This window comes from Candidatus Rokuibacteriota bacterium, from assembly GCA_030647435.1.
Taxonomy (GTDB): domain Bacteria; phylum Methylomirabilota; class Methylomirabilia; order Rokubacteriales; family CSP1-6; genus AR37.
This window is the reverse complement of sequence record JAUSJX010000119.1, coordinates 1-18980: the sequence shown is the minus strand read 5'-3', so window position 1 is coordinate 18980 and position 18980 is coordinate 1. Positions and strand designations below refer to the sequence as shown.

Sequence of the window (18980 nt, the reverse complement as noted above, 5' to 3'; positions counted from 1 at the left end):
GGCAAAGCGGCGATAATATTGCGGCTGTGCCTTTGTTTTTAGAAGAACGTATCGGAGAAGGAGCCTTATGAATCGTCCCGCTACGGCCGCGCATCTCGTGCAGTCCAATGACTACCCGGTGAGCCACGCCAAGCTCAAGGCCTGGGTGGCGGAAATCGCGAGCCTGACCAAGCCCGACCGCATCCATTGGTGCGACGGGTCGCAAGCAGAGTACGACCGGTTGTGCAGCGAGATGATTGCCTCCGGCACCCTGACCAAGTTGAACGAGCAGAAGCGCCCGGGCTGCTTCCTCGCCCGCTCCGATCCCGACGATGTCGCGCGCATGGAGGAGCGGACCTTTGTCTGCAGCCGCAACCGGGAAGACGCCGGCCCCAACAATAACTGGGTGGCCCCGGACGAGATGCGGGCCACCCTCAACACGTTCTTCGACGGTTGCATGCGCGGACGGACCATGTACGTGATCCCGTACAGCATGGGACCGCTCGGTTCGCACATCGCCCACATCGGGGTGGAGCTTACCGACTCGCCGTACGTCGTCGTCAACATGAAGCTCATGACGCGCATCGGCCGCAAGGTGCTCGACGTGCTGGGCGCCGACGGTGCCTTCGTGCCCTGCGTGCATTCGGTCGGCATGCCGCTCGCGCAGGGGCAGAAGGACATCTCGTGGCCGAGCAACAAGGAGCACAAGTACATCGTGCATTACCCGGAGACCAAGGAAATCTGGTCCTTCGGCAGCGGGTACGGCGGCAACGCACTGCTCGGCAAGAAGTGTCTGGCGCTGCGGATCGCCTCCATCATGGCGAAGGAGCAGGGCTGGCTCGCCGAGCATATGCTGATCCTCGGCCTCGAGACGCCCGAGAAGAAGAAGTACTACGTGGCGGCGGCGTTCCCGAGCGCATGCGGCAAGACCAATCTCGCGATGCTGGTGCCGCCCAAGATATTCAAGGATAGAGGCTGGAAGGTCACGACCATCGGCGAGGATATCGCCTGGATCAAGCCCGGCAAGGACGGCCGGCTCTACGCGATCAACCCCGAGGCCGGCGCGTTCGGCGTCGCGCCTGGAACCTCGCAGTTTACCAATCCCAACTGCCTGGAAGCGGTCAAGCACGACACGATATTCACCAACGTTGCGCTGCTGCCGGACGGCGATGTGTGGTGGGAAGGCCTGACGAAAGAACCCCCGAAAGAGCTCACGGACTGGCAGGGCAATGCCTGGACACCGGCATGCGGGCGCAAGGCGGCTCATCCCAACGCGCGCTTCACCATGAGCTGCAGCCAAATCCCGTCCGTGGATCCGGATTGGGAAAACCCGGACGGGGTGCCAATCAGCGTGTTCCTGTTCGGCGGGCGGCGCGCGACCGCCGTGCCGCTGGTGACGGAGTCGTTCGATTGGACGCACGGAGTGTACCTGGCCTCGACGATGGCGTCGGAAACGACCGCCGCGATCGTGGGCCAGGTGGGCGTGGTGCGGCGCGATCCGTTCGCGATGCTGCCCTTCTGCGGTTACCACTACGGAGATTACTTCAAGCACTGGCTCAAGATCGGCAAGGGCCTCAAGCAACCGCCGCGCATCTTCGGCGTGAACTGGTTCCGGCAGGACGGGAAGGGCGAGTTTATCTGGCCCGGCTTCGGCGATAACATGCGCGTGCTGAAATGGATCATCGACCGCATCGAGGGCAAAGTGGACGCCGTAAGGACCCCGCTAGGGCTGCAACCGCGCTACGAGGACCTCGAATGGGGCGGACTCGAAGGCTTCACGCGCGAGCGCTTCGAGGAATTGACGAAGATCGACCCCGCGATCTGGCGCAAGGAAGTGCAGGACCACGCGGAGCTGTTCGAGAAGCTCAAGGCACGTATGCCGCAGGAGCTTTACGCGCAGCGGGACGCCCTGGAACGCGCCCTGTAGCCCAGGCCGCATTCCAATCGTCAACCCGAATGCGCGACGATTTGTAACCTGCTCTGTAAATGGTTGGAGGACGGATACCCAGCGCGGTGTCTGCTGGAAGGAGCGCTGGTGCGTTTGAAGAGTGTTCGAACTTTCATCTATCGAGGGCGACCGGCTTCTGGGTCGCCATCGATGTAATGATGGCTGTGACCAGGCAGGTCCCGAGGGAGGACCCTCGGGGGAGACGGGCCATGACTGAGAGCGGGTTTTATGTTATCTACGCTCTAAGGGCAGAACTGATCAATGCGGGAGGGCGTCTCTTGAATCGCGCGCCTTATCGTGGCCAAGGCGACGAGCACGATCTTTGGGCCTCAGAGGTCTTTATGGTGAACGCGGATTATAGCGAACGGGTAGTTTTGATCTCGGGGAGGGGCGTTACCGCTTCCCATGGGGCGAAGACATCAGAGACAAGCCTAAACCGTTGACAGGTCACGCCCTCTCGCAACAAGAAGAACACTAGAGCTGAGGTGCCATGAAGTACATTGCGGCTCTTCCCGTGCAGGTTCTATTCATCGCCGCACTGTTAGCGATGTTGTTCCTGCCATTTGTTGGGCTCTATCTTGTGGTCGTACGAGGGCGTCGGCAATTGGTACAAGAATGCCAGCGGCCGCGTGATCGCCAACTCGCCCTGGCGCCTGGTGGATTATTGGAATTTTACCCGTAGATTTTCTTCGGCGGATTATCTGTTGACGTATCGTGCCAACGCCGCCGGTGCCCGTGTCGGCGCGGAAAGTTCTACCGGTAGGTCGAATGGCAAGGAGGAACGCCATGAGCCGCTTGTTCGGGCCGCTGCGCCAGATGGGTGTCGTGGTGCGTGATATCGAGGCGGCGATGCAGCATTGGGTGAAAGTGTGCGGGGTGGGTCCGTGGTTCTACACCGACAAGCTGCCGGTTACCGCCTTCACCTATCGCGGCACGCGCCATGACGATGTGCATCTGTCCATCGCGTTGGCCAATTCCGGCGATATGCAGATCGAGTTGATCCAGCAGCGCTGCGACACGCCTACCATGTATCGGGATTTTCTCCGCGCTGGTCATGAGGGGTTGCAGCATTGGTCGAGCTGGCCGGACAAGTACGATGAAATCTATGACCGCGCGCTGGCGACCGGCTACGAAATCGGCCAGGAAGGCGACAGCCCGCGCGGCCGCTTCGTCTATTTCTGGAACGAGGGCCATCCCGGCACGGTGATCGAAATGGCAGACCTGACGCCGGCCCGCAAGCGCATTTTTGACGGTGTGCGCGCGGCCGCCCAGAACTGGGACGGCAAGGATCCGGTGCGTCGCAGCTGGCCGACCTGACGCGGCGCTACGCCAGCTGTTTCGCAGTTGCCGCCGGATGCGAGGGGCCAGCAAACTGGCCACCACTTCGCAAAACATCTCCGTGGTCAGCCGGCCCGTGTTCGTGTTGTAGCGGGACACATGGTAGCTGTTGGCGAGAAGAAGCCCGTCGAGCAGCGCATGAATCTCGCCGTGGCGGAAGCGGATCCGGGTGGGCGGGATGCCGCAGGCCTTCAGCACCGCTTCGTCGTCTCTGCTTCCGAAAACAATCTCGCAGTCGACAGCCGGCCGATCTGTGACACGTTATTACGTATCATTGACATCGACCTGGCACCGTGCTAACTCATAGCCCGATCGCGTGGCCGGCACCCTTGGGGGAGGATTCGGATGGAGGCGTTGCCCGTCAGCCCGTTGACCCGAGACACGCTCGAGGAGCGTGTCCACGCCCAGATCCGTGACGCGCTGATGGAGGGCCGGTTCGCCGCGGGTCAGCCCATCACGCTGCGGGCGCTGGCCCAGGCACTCGGCGTGAGCCCCACCCCGATCCGGCACGCCCTGAGCCGCCTGGTGGCCGAGGGGGCGCTGATCGCGGGACCCAACCGCACGCTCACCGTGCCGACCCTCACCGCCGCCGCGTTCGAGGAAATCACCGCGATGCGGTTGCTGCTCGAGGGTCTGGCCGCCGAGCGCGCAGCCCGGCGCATCGACGAGGTGGGGATCAGCGAACTGGAGCGGCTGTGCGACGTGATGGACCAGGCGTACGAGGCCAAGGACCTGCTCGGCGCGCTGAGGGCCAACCGTGACTTCCACGCCGCCGTGCACCGGGCCGGGGGCTCCGCGGTGCTCGTCGCCCACCTCGACAGCCTCTGGCTGCGGGCGGGCGCCGTTGTGCCGATCGTCATCGAGAAGAGTCTGCACGAGCACTTCGTCCCGAAGGACCCGAAGCATCCCCACCGCCTCGTCGTGGCCGCCCTGCGGCAGCGCGACGGCAAGGCGGCCAAACGCGCCCTCGTGTGCGACATCTCGTGGGCGGCCGACGTGATCATGAAGCATCTCGTATGAACCGGCTTGCCGATGACCCCCACACGGTCAAGGAGGACCCGATGAAACCACCGCGCACGGCCCTCGCCCTCGTTGTCCTCGCGTGTCTCCTGCTCGTCGGAGTCCCCGGCGCCCGGGCGGCCCAGGCCAAGGCCGCCTTCGACTCGGACAAGATGGCCGACATGTCGGACTTCGATCCGAACAACCCGGTCATCCCCACCGGGGACACCATCAAGATCGCGGTGGTGGCGTCCTTCTCCGGCCCGGCCGCGGTCGTGGGCCAGATCTACTTCATCTCCGTCCAGTGGGCCGCCCACGACATCAACAAGCGGGGCGGCATCATGGTCGACGGTAAGCGGAAGAAGATCGAGGTCATCAAGGCGAACCACGCCTCCCAGCCGGCGGAGACGAAGAAAGTCGCCGAGCGCATGGTGCTGCAGGAGAAGGTGCACGTGCTCTGGGGCACCGACGGCAGCCACCTGATGAAGGTCATCAACCAGGTGGCCGACAAGTACAAGGTCATCGCCCACACGACGGCCGCGCTCTCCGATGAGCTGTACGACGAGACGAGCTTCAGCCGCTACTCCTTCATGTCGTCGTTCTCCACCGAGCAGATCGGCCGGGCCGCCGCCTACTACTACGGCAAGGTCCGGAAGAAGGAGAAGAAGTTCTACATCCTCGGCCAGGACTACCTGTTCGGCCACTCGCTCGCCGACGGGTTCAAGAAGGGGCTCAAGGAGTACTACCCCGAGGCCGAGCTGCTCGGCGAGGACTACCACCCGCTCTTCATGAAGGACTTCGCGCCGTACCTCCAGAAGATCAAGGCCTCCAGCACCGAGGTCATCTTCACCGGCGACTGGATCCCCGACGCCGAGAACCTCCTCGTCCAGGCCCGGCAGATGGGCGTCACGCTGCCGTTCGCGAACCTCTTCCTCGACGAGCCGAACATGCTCCATCGCGTGGGCGTGGACGGCACCACCGGGCTCGTGCACGTGAGCCAATACGGCTCCGAGGGCGGCTTCTTCAAGACGCCGGGCCAGACCAAGGCGTACAAGGCCTGGAACACCCTGTGGAAGACGAAGTGGGGCCCGCCCTACAACACCCGCCTCTACGAGCACGGGACGGGAAACATCGGCTCGTACATCCAGCAGACGTACTGGCTGCTGAGCGTGATCGAGCGGGCGGGAAGCACGGACCCCGAGAAGATCATCAAGGTCTGGGAGGGCGACAGCTACCAGCTCCTCAATGGGAAGGTCCTGACGATGCGGGCATGCGACCACAAGGCGATCCAGGATCTCCACGTCGAGGAATACGTCGGGCCCGCGAAGCAGCGGGAGTCGTTCAACATCGCGCCGTATTTCTGGTATGAGGGAACCTCGAGCGTTGGCCCTTCGGTCATGATCCCGGCCAAGTACGTGCTGCCGAAGATGGACCGCAGCCTCGCGCGCTGCAAGGACAAGAGCGAGGCCGGCGACTGACTGGACGTCGGGGGGAGCGACGCCGCTCCCCCCGACACCCCCCACCGGGAGCGCGCGCGCCCAATTACTTGAGAACAGTTGCGCCGGCGAAGCCGCCGCTCGAACGACTCGGCGATCACTTCAGCTCCTGACTGGGGCTGGCAGAGGACAAAGCGTGGACCCGACAACGGCGATGTACGTGGCCCAGGGTGTTCACGGGCTGGCGTACGGGATGTTGCTCTTCCTGGTGGCGTCGGGGCTCACCATGGTGTTCGGGATGATGGGCATCCTGAACATTGCCCACGCCTCCTTCTTCATGCTGTCCGCGTACTTCTCCTACCAGGTGCTGGCGGTGTTCGGGAGCTTCTGGCTGGCGCTCCTCGTCGCGCCCGTGGTAGCAGCCGTCCTGGGCGTGCTGTGCGAGCGCCTGCTCCTCCGGCGGGTGCACGCCTTCGGGCACATGGGGGAATTGATCCTGACCGTGGGCATCTCACTGGTCATCCTGGAGGGTGTCAAGGTGTTCTGGGGGACGGAGAGCCTGCCGATCCACGTCCCGGCGGTTCTCGAGGGGCGGCTGGCGCTCGGCGGTCTCGACTACCCGCTCTATCGCGTGTTCGTGATCGGCCTGGCATTGGTGGTGCTGGGCATCTTGGCCGCGCTGCTCTACACGACGCGGCTGGGCACGGTGGTGCGGGCCGCCGTCTCCGACGCGGGCATGGTGAACGCCCTCGGTGTCAACGTACCGCTCGTCTTTATGCTCGTGTTCGGCACGGGCACGTGGCTGGCGGGCGTGGCCGGCGTCGTCATCGCGCCCATCCTTACTGTCTACCCCGGCTTGGCCGACCAGATGGGCATGGACGCGTTCGTGGTGGTAGTGACAGGCGGCCTGGGCAGTCTCTGGGGCGCCTTCCTTGTGTCGATCATCCTCGGCGAGCTGAACTCCTACGGCGTGCAGTTCGTGTCCCAGCTCGCACCGGTCCTGATGTTCCTCTTCATGGCCATCGTCCTGGCCTTCCGGCCCATGGGCCTGTTCGGCGAGAGGGAATGACGCCTACCACGCTGCGATGGATCGGCGGGAGCCTTGCGCTTGCCGCCCTGCTCGCCTATCCGTACCTGTTCGGCATCTACTTCACCAACGTGTTCGTCACGTTCGGCATCTTCGCCCTGTACGCGGTATCCTTCAACCTCCTTCTCGGCTTCACCGGGCTCCTCAGTTTCGGTCACGCCATGTTCTTCGGGGCCGGCGGCTACGGCACCGCGCTCGCCCTGACGCACATCAAGAGCCTGCCGCTATTGCCCGCCCTGGTCATTGGCGTGGCGGCAGCGGTCGCTCTCGCCCTGCTCCTCTCTCCCCTCATGGTCCGGGTAAGCGGCACCGCCTTCTCGATGCTTCACCTGGCCTTCGCCCAGCTGATGTACGTCCTGGCCCTGAAGTTGCGGGCGATCACCGGGGGCGAGGACGGAATCGGCGGGTTCGCCATCCCGCCGTTCCGCATCCCCGGCCTCGTGAGTGTCGACATGAAGGACCCGTCGAGCTTCTATTACTTCGCCGCCGCCGTGCTGGGACTAAGCGTCTTCGTCCTCTGGTTCGTCACCAAGACGCCGTTCGGGAGCGTCATGGTCGGTTTGCGGGACAATCCCAGGCGGGTCGCCTACCTGGGTTTCAGGGTTCCCCAGACCAAGGCGGTCGTGTACCTGCTCTCGGCCGGCTTCGCCGGGGTGGCGGGGTCGGTCTACGCGCTGTTCCAGAACCTGATCTCGGCCGACGCCTTGCACGTCCTCAACTCCTTCACGCCGGTGACGATGACGATGATCGGCGGCGTCGGGAGCTTCTTCGGCCCGATCTTTGGCGCGGCGATCTTCGGGCTCATCAGCGAGCTGACCAGCCGGTACACCGAGCGCGTCGAGCTGGTGGTGGGGCTGATCCTGATCCTCGTCATCATGTATGCCCCGCTGGGGTTCATGGGGTTTGTGGACGCTGTGCGGGCCCGGGCCCGCGCGCGCTTCGCGCCGCGGGGCGCCACGGAGATCGCGCGGTGATCCTCGAAACCCGGGACCTCTCCCACGACTTCGACGGTCTGCGGGTGTTGTCCCGCGTCAACCTGAGCGTGCGTCGAGGCGAACGGCACGCCGTCATCGGCCCCAATGGGGCCGGCAAGACCACGCTCTTCAACGTCATCTCCGGCACCTACGCGCCGCGCAGTGGCCGGGTGTTCTTCAAGGAACAGGACGTGACCGCGGCACCCCCGCACGCGCTCGTGCGCCTTGGCATGGGGCGCTCCTTCCAGATCACCAGCACGTTCCCCAGACTGACCGCGTTCCAGAACGTCCGCATGGGGATTCTGGGCCGGCGGGGGGTGCGCTTCAACCTGCTCCACATGGTGGACGCGATGCGGGACGTCACCGAGGAGGCCGAGGAGGTCCTCCGGCGGATCAACCTCACCGCGGAGCGCGATCTGCCGGCCCGCTTGCTCTCGTACGGCAAGCATCGGGCCCTGGAGATCAGCCTGGCCATGAGCACCGACCCCGAGCTGGTCCTGCTCGACGAGCCGACCGCCGGGATGTCGCGGGACGAAACTCGGAACGCCGTCGACTTGATCCGCCGACTGACTGAGGGGCGGACCGTTGTCATCGTCGAGCACGACATGGACGTGGTGTTCTCGCTGGCGGACCAGATCACCGTGCTCCACCACGGCGAGATCCTCGCCACGGGGTCGCCCCGCGAGATCAAGGCGAACCAGGCGGTCCGGGACGCCTATCTGGGAGAGGTCGCGGACTAGGCGATGCTGCTCGAGATCGAGGGCTTGAACACCTACTATGGCGAGAGTCATGCGTTGCGAGATTTCTCGCTGACCGTTGGGGAGGGCGAGATCGTCGCGCTCCTGGGGCGCAACGGCATGGGAAAGAGCACCGCGCTGAAGAGCATCATCGGGCTGGTCCGGGCGAGCTCGGGACGAGTGCTCTATCGCGGCAAGGACCTGGCAGGAGCGCCCCCGTACAAGGTGGCCCGCGCCGGCATCGGCTACGTACCGGAGGAGCGACGTATCTTCCCGAACCTCACCGTGCTCGACAACCTGTCGATGGGGATCAAGCGAGGCCGGGCCGCGGCCAATCGCTCTGCCACCACGTGGACCGTCGAGCGGATCTACCAGCACTTCCCGTTCATGCGGGAGCGGACCGCCCAGAAGGGCCGGCTCCTGTCGGGAGGCGAGCAGCAAATGCTCGCCATCGCCAGGACCTTGATGGGCAACCCCGACCTGGTGCTCGTGGACGAGCCCACCGAGGGCCTCGCCCCACTCGTGGTGAAGGAGGTTCGCGACGTGCTAGCGGAGGTCAACCAGGCCGGGGTGTCGATCCTCCTCGTCGAGCACAACCTGAAGGTGGCGATGTCCCTGGCCCACCGCGTCTACCTCATGGGCAAGGCCCACGTCGGATTCAGCGGGACCGTCGAGGAGCTGAACGCCCAGCCGGAGATCCGCGCGCGATACCTAGAGGTGTAGGAGCCAGCGTGTCGATGCGCGTGTCTTAGTGGGTGTCGCCCAGCTTCAGCCGGCGGTGCAGCCGGGCGAGGGGCGCGGGCGCCCACCAGTTCCACTCGCCCATCAGCCGCATGGTCGCGGGTACGAGGAGGGCGCGGACCACGGTCGCGTCCACCACCACCGCGATGCCCATCCCGATTCCGATTGCCTGGATGGGGACCATGTCGGCCGTCCCGAAGGCGAAGAATACCGCGGCCATGATGGCCGCCGCCCCCGTGATGAGCCGGCCCGTACGCTCCAGCGCGAACGCGACCGCTTGCGTGTTGTCACCGGTGCGATCGTACTCTTCGCGGACCCGGCTGAGCAGCAGGACCTCGTAGTCCATCGAGAGACCGAACATCACACAGAACATGATGATCGGCGTCGAGGTCTCGATGGGCCCCGGCGTGAAACCGAGCCAGCCGCCGAGATGGCCGTCCTGGAAGATCCACACCAGCGCGCCGTAGGAGGCGCTGATGGACAGCACGTTCATGACGACCGCCTTGAGCGGCAGGAGCAGGGAGCCGAGGAGCATGAAAAGCACCACGTAGGTCGCGACCAGGATGACGGCGACGGCGACCGGGGCGTTGCGGGCGATGGCGTCGGCGAAATCGAGATCGAGAGCGGTCTGGCCGGTGACGAGGACCTCGCCGTCCACCGGCGGGTGCGCCGCGCGGATCGTCCGCACGAGGTCGTGCGCCTCCTGGGCGCCCGCCCGCAGCGGGGTCGAGACGACGAGGAGCATGAGGCGGTCGCTCGCGGTCTGCGCGAGGGCCTCGCGGAGCGATGGCGGCAGCAGCTCGCGCGGCGTCGCGAAGATCTTCTGGTATTGATCGCGGGTGATGCGGGGATCGATGGACACAGGCCCGTCCACGCGGCTCACGTTCGGGAGCGCGGCGAGCCACCGGGAGAAGTCATGGGCCCGGCCCACCGACTCGGCCGAGCGGGTCCGGCCCCGGGAATCATGGAGCGCCACCACGAGGTGGTTGGCCTCGCCCGCGACGAACTCGCCACGCCGCAGCTCTTCGCCGCGGCGCGATTCCGCCGAGGCCGGCAGCACGCTCGCGTCGCTGCCCCCGAGCCGGAGCCGCAGGAAGGGTGAGCCGACGAGGAGCAGCCCCGCCACGACGGGGAGGAGCACGCGCCAGGGGTGCGCCATTACCGCGGCGGCGAGCCGCCGCCAGGCGCGCCGGCTCCGCTCCGACTGCTCCGGGTTGAGAAACGGCAGCCGGAGCGCGTCGACGCGCGGTCCGAGGATGGCGAGGAGCGCGGGGAGGAAGGTCAGGGCGAAGACGACGGCGAGCAGGACGACGGCCGTGCCCGCCAGTCCCATCGAGGCCAGGCTTCGGAGGCGGAGGCAGAGCATGCCGAGGAGCCCGATGGCCACGGTGAGACCGGAGAAGAGGACAGCCCGGCCCGCGGTCTCCATCGTGCGCGCGAGCGCCTCGGCGCCCGGCCGCCCGCGCAGCTCGTCGCGGAAGCGGCTGACGACGAACAGCGAGTAGTCCACCGCTACGCTGAAGCCGACCATCGAGACCACGTTGACGGCGTAGACGGAGACGGGCGCGACCCGCGACAGCGCGAGCGTCGCTGCCATCCCCGCCGCCACGCTGAGCACGCCGACGCCGAGCGGGAGCGCGGCCGCGATCACGGAGCCGAAGACGAGAACGAGCAGCAGCGGCACCACGGGCCAGAGCACCCGCTCGGCGCGCGCGATGGCTCGAGTGGCCGTCTCCGTGAAGTCGTGGTTGAGGGCCATGGTTCCCACCGGCACCACCTCGAGCGCGTCGGAGCGCACCAGGGCGCGCAGCTCCGCGTAGGCGCCGCTCTCGCCCTGGCCGAGATTGAGGGCGGCGAACTCCGACGGCCCGCTCGTGAGCTCCACCGTCGCCAGGATGCGGCGGCCGTCGCGGGAGACGTGCTGGGGGTCCGGCCCCGCGCCGTCGAACGGCGTCACCACGCGGGCGACTCGCGCATCGTTGCGGAGGGGCGCGAGGGCCCGCGCGACGGCGTCGCGGAAGGCGGGGTCCTTGGCGCGAAGGGACGCGCTGCCGAGGATGAGCCCGAACGACGGGGGCTTCTTCGGCAGCTCCCGCTCGATGAGGGCGATGGCGCGTCCCGACTCCGTGAACCTCGACAGCGGGTTGTTGTCGAACGTCGCGCCCCGGACGATCTGCCAGACGGAGGGGGCCAGCGACAGCACGGAGAGCGCAAGGACGGGCCATCGGTGTCGGTGGACGAAGCGGCCCCAAGCGGCGAACACTACGTGTCGACGTGGAGGACGGGCGGCAGCGATCTGGCCGGCGCGTAGAACGACGGTTCCGGCATGCCGGCCAGGCACTGCCGCGCGAACTCGATGAGGTGATGGCTCACGATGACGCTGTGAATGAACTGCTCGAAGCGCCCGGTGCCGAGCATCCGCGCCGCCATCGCCCAGAAGGCGCGGCGGTAGTCGCCGCGGACGCCCAGGCGCCAGAAGAGCCGCGCGAAGATGCCGAGCCCCCGCAGGATATTGTGCGGAGCGAGCCGGCGCGGGTCCACGGGATAGGGGAGGCGATGGGGGAAGGTATGGGCCTGCTGGTGCGCGTAGCGCGCATAGAGGAACGTGGGCTCGAAGGCCGCCTCGATGCAGCGCCGCCACATGTCGAGCACGGTGTCGTACGGCAGGAGGAAGTCCACGTTGGACTCCCGGCCCTCGCCGGGCACGAGCCGGTCCGCGCGCTCGAGTCGCGTCCAGAGCGGCGTCTTCGGCAGGGCGTAGAGCACGTTGATCGTGAGGATGGGGATCCGCGACGCGTGGATGAACTCGATGATCCGGTCCGCCGTCTCGCGCGTGTCAGTGTCGAGTCCGATGATGATGCCCGAGACGACCTCCATGCCGTAACGGTTGATCGTCTCGACCGCGTCGAGGATGGGCAGGCGCAGGTTCTGCTGCTTGGACATCGCCTTGAGCGCCTCCGGTTCGGGCGTCTCGATGCCGCAGAAGATCGTGACGAAACCGGCCTCGCGCATGAGCCCGAGGAGGGCTTCGTTCTTGGCGATGTTGAGCGTGGCCTCGCAGGCGATCCGGAGCGGGTAGCGGTGGCGCTGCTGCCAGGCGACGAGGTGCGGGAGCAAGTCCAGCGCCGCCTTCGGGTTGGCGATGAAGTTGTCGTCCACGAAGTAGACGGACTGGGCCCCGCCCTCGCGCAGCCGGTCCAGCTCGGCCACCACCTGCTCGGGCGTCTTGAGTCGCGGGTTCCTCCCGTAGAGCGCGGGGATGTCGCAGAACTCGCAGGTGTAGGGGCAGCCGCTCGAGAACTGGACGCTCGCCAGAAAGTACTCCGGGATCGAGATCAGCTCGTAGGCGGGCATCGGGAACGCGGCGAGGGGGAGGCGCTCGCCCGTGGTCAGGACGACCTGGCGCTCGGGCCGGCCCTCGAGGCCGTCGAGCCGCTCGATGAGCTCGTCCGTCGCGTCCCCCATCTCCCCCACGTGGAGGAAATCCGCCTCGGGGTACATCTCCGGGCAGCCGGAGACGGACGGGCCGCCCACGGCCACGGGCCGGCCGCAGGCATGCGCACGGCGCATGATGTCCTCGATATGGGGGCGCTGGACGTGCATGCCCGACACGAGCACAGCGTCGGCCCAGCGAAAGTCTTCGAGCGTCGCCGCCTGCGCGTTCTCGTCCACGAAGCGCACGCGCCAGGACTTGGGCAGATAGGCGGCGATGAGCAGCAGCCCCTGCGGCGGCATGAAGGCGCGGACGCCGCCCAGGAGCGCGTAGGCGTGGTGGAAGGTCCCGAACGACGGCGTGTAGTGCGGGAAGACGCAGAGGATATTGCGGACCGTTGTCGGGCTATAGGGGGTTCGCATGCGGGATGGCCGGTCTCGGCCGCTTGAGCAAAAGTGTACCATGGCCTTCAACCGATCAAGGAACGCCTTCGCTCGTGTGATCCGCGGCGATCGCGCAGTATTCTCAGGCTGTCATGCCCACCGTGACCGTGGATGAGGAGTCCCGCTACTACGAGGTAAGCGGTACAGGGCCTCCGCCGTATTGGACCAAGGTCCACTAGACGACCTCCTGATGACGTCGGCTAGACTCAGCGTGTCGCCTTGAACACATACGGGGCACAATAGGAGGGATCGCCTTGGAGCGCTACGACCTGGTCATCATCGGCGGCGGGGCCGCCGGCATCAATGCGCTGAAAACGGCCGTCACACTCGGGGCCCGGGTCGTGCTCGTCGAGCGAGGGCCGCTCGGCGGCACGTGCGTCAACCGGGGGTGAATTCCGAAAAAGACCTTGGTAAGGTCAGCGCGCATTCACCGGCTCACGAAGGACGCGGCGCGGTTCGGCACGACCGCCGGCGCCGTCGAGCTGGACTGGCCGGCGGTCGTCCGCCGGCAGCATGACATCGTCAAGGAGTTTCAACCGCTCCCGGCGTCGCTGGCGCACGCCGGTGCCGAGGTCGTGCTGGGCGAGGCCAGGTTCAGCGATCCGCACACGATCGCCGTGAACGGCTCGGCCCTGTGGGGCGAGAAGATCATCATCGGCGCGGGATCCGCGCCCGTCATGCCTGCCGTACCGGGTATCGATGCCGCGATCACGTCGGACGAGATCCTGTTCCTACCCGTCTTTCCGACGCGTCTCGTCATCGTCGGCGCGGGGGCCATCGGTCTCGAGATGGCCGGCGCGTTCAGCGATTTCGGCGCTGACGTCACGGTCATCGGGCAGGAGAGCGAAATTCTTCCGGCCTTCGACCCGGACGTCGCCGGCTATGTCAGGAAGATTCTCGAGAGCCGAGGCATCACGTGTCATCTCGGCGCGACGCTCACGGGCTTCTCCGGAACACGGGGCGCCGTGACCACGCACTTCACGCATCACGGCGAGCCGCGCGCGCGGACGGCGGACCAGGCGTGCCTGGCCATCGGACGCCGGTGGAGCCCCGCCACGCTCGGAGCCGAACGCCTCGGTCTCGAGATGGGCCACCTCGGCCTCAAGGTCAGTCCCTATCTGCGGACGTCCGTGGCGCACATCTACGCCGCGGGGGACGCCGCCGGCAACATGCAGCTCACGCCGGTGGCCGCGTACGAGGGTCGTCTCGCCGCTCACAACGCGCTCGAAGGCGACCGGATGACCACCGACGAACGGATCGTGCCCCAGACGATCTTCACGACACCGGAGGTCGCCAAGGTCGGTCGGACCCACCGGGAGGTGGAGGCCAGCGGCGTCCGGTGCCACGTCGCGACCCACGACATGCGGGGGGCGTCGAACGGCCGCGCCACCGGCGAGGACGACGGGTATCTCAAGCTGGTGTTCGACGCCATCGACGAGCGGCTGCTCGGTGTCCAGATGGTGAACTATGCGGGCGCCGAGCTTATCCAGATGGCGGCGATGGCCATCCGCAGCGGCATGACGGCGAATGCGCTCGCGGCCCAGCTCTCCGTCCATCCGAGTCAGACGGAACGCTTCATCAAGATCGCCGCCCACGACCTCCACGAGATCTGTGAGGTGCCGGAGCGCCCGTGAGGCCGTGAGCCCGTCCCCACGCTCGTCCTCTCACCGCTCGAACACGGCGCCGCAGAAGCAGGTGGCGCGCTCGACATAGCCTCCTACGACTCCATCTTGCCCACGTCGCCGGTCAATGCCCCCGCCCTTTGCCTTTGTGCTTGGCATGATCCCAGTGCTCCTCACGCTGCCGCCATGCCTGCTCGTGGGATTCCTCGTGCCACTCACGCCCGTAATGAGCCTCCCACCGCGGCGGCGCGTCACGACGGCCCCCCTTCCAGTGTGGAGGGGGCACGCGGTAGTAGCGGACGGGCACGCGGAGCAGGGGCATCGGGACGTGCGCAGGCGCGACCCCCGCCCACGGGCCGTTCCAGGTATGCCCGACGTGCCATCCACCTCCCGCGAAGAGCCAGTACTGATGAGCATAGAAGAAGATGTTCTCGGGGGCGCGAGGAGCGTAGTAGACGGCGGCTCCGGGGATGACCGTGAGTGTCGGCGGGCCCGGGAGCTGAATCCCGATGTTGACACCTACTTGAGCATGCACGGGTTCCGTCACTGCCAACGCGAGCAACGCCGCAAGCACGAATAGTTTCACGGTCTCACCACACACATGCTCTCGCGCGCCGTTAGGCACCCGGAGCCTCGGGGGCGGTGCTGTCGGCCGGGGAAAAATCGGCGCGCTCCTTGAGCATGTCGGGGATGGGGTGACGGCTCAGAAGGCGCTCCAGCTGATCGGCGTCTCCAATGGGGCCATGCTCAGCGCGAAACCTCACGATGATCTCTACCTCGGCGGGGGTGATTCCGGGAAGCTCCAGCAACTCTTGTGCGTTGGCCAGATTGACTCTCACTCGGGTTGGCATACGCGCCTCCGTGGCTGCGAAGTGAGAAACACAAACGCCCCCGGCGGTTGATTCACCGGGCGCTCTCCTTTGAGTGTCGCTCCATCAGCCGTTTCGTCAACAGTACGAGACCGAAAATCTGCGTCCATTCTGAAACGATGTTTCCGACGACCTGCCCCCATTTGGCCTCAGAGTTCATCGAAGTATAGACCGCAATCCAGCCGATTCCCGTGACGATGAGAAAAAGGCTGAGAGAGTGGTCGCGCAGTAGCTGCCGGACGGGACTCAAGAGGGTTCGCGGTGGACGTCGGCTCTCAGCCGAGCCCTTTTCGTACAAGTACTTGGTCACAAATACCATGACCACGACGCCCGACCAGTCGGCGATTGCATTGCCAAAGAACGAGCCAATATGAGTGCTGTTGCTGGAGACACTGTACAGACAAATCCACAGGATGAGGATGCTGACCGAGGCGATGCTCAACGAATGCTGACGAAGGAAACTGTGTTTGCGACCCCCGTGCTTCACGATGCGGGTGACGCAGCGTGGGCACTCTCGAGCGTCAGCCCCACCTGGGTCAGCGTCCGCTGCGTATCGAGCACGGTCGTCTCGACGTGATCGGCCCCGGCCGCGAGCAGGTGCCGGCGATCGGCATCCTTTTCGTCGTGGAGACCCCAGCGACCGACCACGATCTTGAGCTCTGGACATTGCGAACGCAGGCGCTTACAGAGATGCCGCGCTTGGCTCAAGCCGCCCGGAGCCACGGCCCCGATGCAGAGGAGCGCGGGGCGGTGCAGGTCGACCCAGGCGACCACTTCGGCCGTGAGCATCGAGGCGCCGATCATCTCGATCCGGTACCGCGCGGGGTCCAGCAGATGTCGCACCATCTCGAGCGCCAGGGCATCCGCCTCATCGCGAGCGGGACACCCTACGATCCAGACCCGGGTGTCGGCGCCGCGGTCACTCAGGGAGAGGTCCCCCGGGTCCCTCTCTGAGGGGGCGGGAGCGTCGTGGGCGAGAACGTCGAGGATCTCTCGGGTCGCCTGTCCTACGAACTGCGTGTCACCCTCGCTCAACAGACCGCGATCGCGGTCCTGCTTCGCATAGTAGAGCGCGGGCAGGAGCACCGCGTCGTAGACCGACTCCCGTCCGTCCGCGCTCACGTAGTCCTCGACGATGTCGGCCGCCTCGTCCTGGTCGCGCGCGAGCAGTCGCTGGTAATAGCGCGCCTTGGCCTCGATGACCGGCCGGTCACCCATGAGGACGACGAGGAACCCCAGGGCGGGCAGGTGCCTGCCGAGCACGAGTAGGCAGACCGTCAGGGGCGTCGCCAGCAGCAGTCCCACCGGTCCCCAGAGCCAGGTCCAGAAGGTCACCGCTACCAGGAGCGCGACCCGCGAGACCCCGGCGCTCTGACTGTACAGCCACGGCTCGATCACCATGTTGGTGACGACCTGTTCCGCGAGGAATAGACCGACGACCAGCGCCGGCTGGAGCCATCCTGGGAAGATCGCCAGGCTGAGGGCGAACGGCAGGAGGGCCGCGCTGTATGTCCCCACGTACGGGATGAACCGAAGGGCTGCCGCCAGGGACCCCCAGGTGACGGCGTAAGGGACCCCGATCAGGAACAGGCCGAGTCCTACCACCACGCCAAAACTGCCGTTCATGATGGATTGCATGAGTAGGTACTGGCTGATGCGCGCCCCGGCTTCGTCCAAGGCTCTGGTCGTTGCCGTCACCCGCCGATAGCCGATCAGCAAAATCACCCGATCCCGGAGCTCCCGGCGCTCGAGCAGCATGAAGACCATGAGCACAGCCACGACCACCGCGCTCGCCAACGCTTGGAGGAGGCTTGGCAGGTGGGCGAGAATGGACGGGGACTCCAGGGCGACGGCGATCGGCTTTTGACTCGTCACGCCCGGCTTGTCCGTCTTCTGGATCTCGCCGACGACGTCCTCCACAGTCTTCTGAACCTTCTCCATGGAACCGCCCTTGCTGGCTCCGCGAAGATCCGCGATTCTGTGCTGGATGTTCAGGCTGTACCGTGGCAGCTCGTCCGCGAGCGTCACCATCTGGCGAGTGAGCGTCCAGCCAACCCCGCCCAGGACCGAGAGGGCGAGGAGGACAGTCACGAGGACCGCCGGCACCCGACCCAGCCCCCGCCGCTGGAGGATGTCGACGACGGGGCTCAGGAGGAACGTCAGCAGGACGGCCAGCGCCAGCGGGATCAGCACGCCCTGCAGCCAGTACAAGGCCGCTACGACGAGCGCGATGATTCCCCAACCCTTGTTCATGTCCGTTCCTCCGCCGACGATGCGCGGTGAGGGCGTCAACTCTTCTTCAGCGCGATTCTCGTTCAATGCCGGTGGCTTTGCTCTGGCTCGACTCAACCTTGACGACTTGGGCCGACTGCGACTGGCGCCCCCTCTCCCAGGTTACTCGCCGGACGTCAACGCCTCATGGAGGGAGAAATGATGATCGCGGAAGAGAATGCCCAGCATCACCAGCGCAGCGACGAGGTTCCCACCGAGGATCGCCCATGGGCGGAGCGCGTTGAACAGCCACGAACCCAGAACCATCATCGCCAGGAAGGCGGCCACTTCGAAACAGCAGAAGAGCATGAACACGCCGAACAGCACGTGCCGGTCACGCTCGGCGAGAGCGAACAGGCCCGCGGCCGCCACCCCGAAGACGAGAAAGACCAGCCCGTGGACTGCCGTGTACTTCAGGACGATGCCCGGCGCGATCGTCAGCGTGGCGGTATCTCGCAGACCCTCGAAGAGCACCGCGCCGAGTAGAGCCGGGGTTCGGAACGGCGTGGCGGCGGCCAGGTCATACAGGAAGAACCAGACGGCGACCGCAGCAGCCCCCGCGAGCCCGACCAGAATTCCCTCGTACAGTATCCTCTCTCGACCCATGATCATCTCCTCGCCGTAACGCGACGTCCCTGAGTTGTAGTGATCGACGACCCCGCGGAGTCCCGCGAAGCGGCCGTTGTGGTAGAAGCTGCCCTTCTCGTGGGTCCAGAGCCCCCTCGAGAGGCGCCGTGCGGTAGGCGCGCGCAGACTAGCTGGAGGCTCACTCAGGACCGCGCAGGCGTCACCACACCCTCACTTTAGTCGGCCCGATTCCGTCTGCCCATTGTACCTTGGTCCATCCCGATCGCCCTCGGAAGCTCATCGACTGCCGGGAAGCGCCGGAGGCTGTGAGACGGCCCCCAGGGCCGCCGTGTCGGAGAACAGGCTTTATGTTGCCTACGCGTCGACGAGATCAATGCAGGGCTCCTGACCTACGCATGATCATTCCTGCAACGTCGGCGCCTCGAAGCGCAGGCGAAGCGTGGTGCCAGGGTAGACCGTCTCGTGCTCGTTGACGAGCGCGCAGAGCTCACGGAGGGCTCGCGTGGCCCTGGGGC

The 18980-nt window shown here is 66.1% G+C and carries 17 protein-coding genes and 1 pseudogene; 11 read left to right on the top strand and 7 right to left on the bottom strand.

Going from position 1 to position 18980, the window contains the following annotated elements:
- Window positions 1–67 precede the first annotated feature (67 nt).
- From Q7W02_20425 to Q7W02_20385, 9 genes are all read left to right on the top strand, one after another.
- Entirely contained in the window at window positions 68–1906 is a 1839-nt protein-coding gene (locus Q7W02_20425; protein MDO8478514.1) for a phosphoenolpyruvate carboxykinase (GTP), read from the top strand.
- Window positions 1907–2713: 807 nt separating this feature from the next.
- Window positions 2714–3244: a VOC family protein gene (locus tag Q7W02_20420; protein MDO8478513.1), complete on the top strand. Its 531-nt coding sequence runs from the start codon at window positions 2714–2716 to the stop codon at window positions 3242–3244.
- 120 nt (window positions 3245–3364) lie between these two features.
- Window positions 3365–3565 carry a hypothetical protein gene (locus Q7W02_20415; protein MDO8478512.1) on the top strand — a complete coding sequence of 67 codons (201 nt, stop codon included), beginning with the start codon at window positions 3365–3367 and terminating at the stop codon, window positions 3563–3565.
- A 45-nt stretch (window positions 3566–3610) separates the two neighbouring features.
- Complete coding sequence (locus Q7W02_20410; GenBank protein ID MDO8478511.1) at window positions 3611–4285, top strand: GntR family transcriptional regulator; 675 nt, start codon at window positions 3611–3613, stop codon at window positions 4283–4285.
- Between the two features lie 41 nt (window positions 4286–4326).
- Window positions 4327–5742, top strand: a complete 1416-nt coding sequence (locus Q7W02_20405; GenBank protein MDO8478510.1) for an ABC transporter substrate-binding protein — start codon at window positions 4327–4329, stop codon at window positions 5740–5742.
- 172 nt (window positions 5743–5914) lie between these two features.
- A complete protein-coding gene (locus tag Q7W02_20400; GenBank protein ID MDO8478509.1) occupies window positions 5915–6769 on the top strand; it encodes a branched-chain amino acid ABC transporter permease in 855 nt (284 codons plus the stop codon).
- Window positions 6766–7761 (top strand): branched-chain amino acid ABC transporter permease, encoded by a 996-nt coding sequence (locus tag Q7W02_20395; protein ID MDO8478508.1) that lies wholly within the window; start codon window positions 6766–6768, stop codon window positions 7759–7761. The genes Q7W02_20400 and Q7W02_20395 overlap by 4 nt, the downstream gene beginning before the upstream one ends.
- Window positions 7758–8501, top strand: a complete 744-nt coding sequence (locus Q7W02_20390) for an ABC transporter ATP-binding protein (GenBank protein MDO8478507.1) — start codon at window positions 7758–7760, stop codon at window positions 8499–8501. Before Q7W02_20395 ends, Q7W02_20390 begins: the two co-directional genes overlap by 4 nt.
- A gap of 3 nt (window positions 8502–8504) precedes the next feature.
- On the top strand, window positions 8505–9221 hold the full coding sequence (locus Q7W02_20385) for an ABC transporter ATP-binding protein (protein ID MDO8478506.1): 717 nt from the start codon (window positions 8505–8507) through the stop codon (window positions 9219–9221).
- A 25-nt stretch (window positions 9222–9246) separates the two neighbouring features.
- On the opposite strand, the gene Q7W02_20380 is transcribed toward Q7W02_20385, so the two are convergent.
- Window positions 9247–11502 carry an MMPL family transporter gene (locus Q7W02_20380; protein MDO8478505.1) on the bottom strand — a complete coding sequence of 752 codons (2256 nt, stop codon included), beginning with the start codon at window positions 11500–11502 and terminating at the stop codon, window positions 9247–9249.
- Window positions 11502–13094: a B12-binding domain-containing radical SAM protein gene (locus Q7W02_20375; GenBank protein MDO8478504.1), complete on the bottom strand. Its 1593-nt coding sequence runs from the start codon at window positions 13092–13094 to the stop codon at window positions 11502–11504. The genes Q7W02_20380 and Q7W02_20375 overlap by 1 nt, the downstream gene beginning before the upstream one ends.
- A gap of 269 nt (window positions 13095–13363) precedes the next feature.
- On the opposite strand from Q7W02_20375, the pseudogene Q7W02_20370 reads away from it, so the two are divergent.
- Both Q7W02_20370 and Q7W02_20365 read left to right on the top strand, forming a co-directional pair.
- A pseudogene (locus Q7W02_20370) lies at window positions 13364–14305 on the top strand (NAD(P)/FAD-dependent oxidoreductase).
- A gap of 48 nt (window positions 14306–14353) precedes the next feature.
- A complete protein-coding gene (locus tag Q7W02_20365) occupies window positions 14354–14749 on the top strand; it encodes a hypothetical protein (GenBank protein ID MDO8478503.1) in 396 nt (131 codons plus the stop codon).
- 112 nt (window positions 14750–14861) lie between these two features.
- On the opposite strand, the gene Q7W02_20360 is transcribed toward Q7W02_20365, so the two are convergent.
- From Q7W02_20360 to Q7W02_20340, 5 genes are all read right to left on the bottom strand, one after another.
- On the bottom strand, window positions 14862–15323 hold the full coding sequence (locus Q7W02_20360; GenBank protein MDO8478502.1) for a hypothetical protein: 462 nt from the start codon (window positions 15321–15323) through the stop codon (window positions 14862–14864).
- A gap of 31 nt (window positions 15324–15354) precedes the next feature.
- Window positions 15355–15588, bottom strand: a complete 234-nt coding sequence (locus Q7W02_20355) for a helix-hairpin-helix domain-containing protein (GenBank protein MDO8478501.1) — start codon at window positions 15586–15588, stop codon at window positions 15355–15357.
- Window positions 15589–15640: 52 nt separating this feature from the next.
- The gene (locus tag Q7W02_20350) at window positions 15641–16048 is read right to left on the bottom strand and encodes a hypothetical protein (protein ID MDO8478500.1); all 408 of its coding nucleotides are present in this window, start codon (window positions 16046–16048) and stop codon (window positions 15641–15643) included.
- A 41-nt stretch (window positions 16049–16089) separates the two neighbouring features.
- A complete protein-coding gene (locus Q7W02_20345; protein MDO8478499.1) occupies window positions 16090–17859 on the bottom strand; it encodes an AI-2E family transporter in 1770 nt (589 codons plus the stop codon).
- A gap of 141 nt (window positions 17860–18000) precedes the next feature.
- A complete protein-coding gene (locus tag Q7W02_20340; protein ID MDO8478498.1) occupies window positions 18001–18483 on the bottom strand; it encodes a hypothetical protein in 483 nt (160 codons plus the stop codon).
- Window positions 18484–18980: the final 497 nt, after the last annotated feature.

Excerpts from the sequence above, each read along its gene's own strand:
- Q7W02_20355 (MDO8478501.1), bottom strand. The coding sequence starts at position 15,588 with ATGCCAACCCGAGTGAGAGTCAATCTGGCCAACGCACAAGAGTTGCTG.
- Q7W02_20415 (MDO8478512.1), top strand. The coding sequence starts at position 3,365 with ATGGTAGCTGTTGGCGAGAAGAAGCCCGTCGAGCAGCGCATGAATCTC.
- Q7W02_20405 (MDO8478510.1), top strand. The coding sequence starts at position 4,327 with ATGAAACCACCGCGCACGGCCCTCGCCCTCGTTGTCCTCGCGTGTCTC.
- Q7W02_20365 (MDO8478503.1), top strand. The coding sequence starts at position 14,354 with ATGACCACCGACGAACGGATCGTGCCCCAGACGATCTTCACGACACCG.
- Q7W02_20425 (MDO8478514.1), top strand. The coding sequence starts at position 68 with ATGAATCGTCCCGCTACGGCCGCGCATCTCGTGCAGTCCAATGACTAC.
- Q7W02_20345 (MDO8478499.1), bottom strand. The coding sequence starts at position 17,859 with ATGAACAAGGGTTGGGGAATCATCGCGCTCGTCGTAGCGGCCTTGTAC.
- Q7W02_20410 (MDO8478511.1), top strand. The coding sequence starts at position 3,611 with ATGGAGGCGTTGCCCGTCAGCCCGTTGACCCGAGACACGCTCGAGGAG.
- Q7W02_20340 (MDO8478498.1), bottom strand. The coding sequence starts at position 18,483 with ATGGGTCGAGAGAGGATACTGTACGAGGGAATTCTGGTCGGGCTCGCG.
- Q7W02_20395 (MDO8478508.1), top strand. The coding sequence starts at position 6,766 with ATGACGCCTACCACGCTGCGATGGATCGGCGGGAGCCTTGCGCTTGCC.
- Q7W02_20385 (MDO8478506.1), top strand. The coding sequence starts at position 8,505 with ATGCTGCTCGAGATCGAGGGCTTGAACACCTACTATGGCGAGAGTCAT.
- Q7W02_20400 (MDO8478509.1), top strand. The coding sequence starts at position 5,915 with ATGTACGTGGCCCAGGGTGTTCACGGGCTGGCGTACGGGATGTTGCTC.
- Q7W02_20420 (MDO8478513.1), top strand. The coding sequence starts at position 2,714 with ATGAGCCGCTTGTTCGGGCCGCTGCGCCAGATGGGTGTCGTGGTGCGT.
- Q7W02_20375 (MDO8478504.1), bottom strand. The coding sequence starts at position 13,094 with ATGCGAACCCCCTATAGCCCGACAACGGTCCGCAATATCCTCTGCGTC.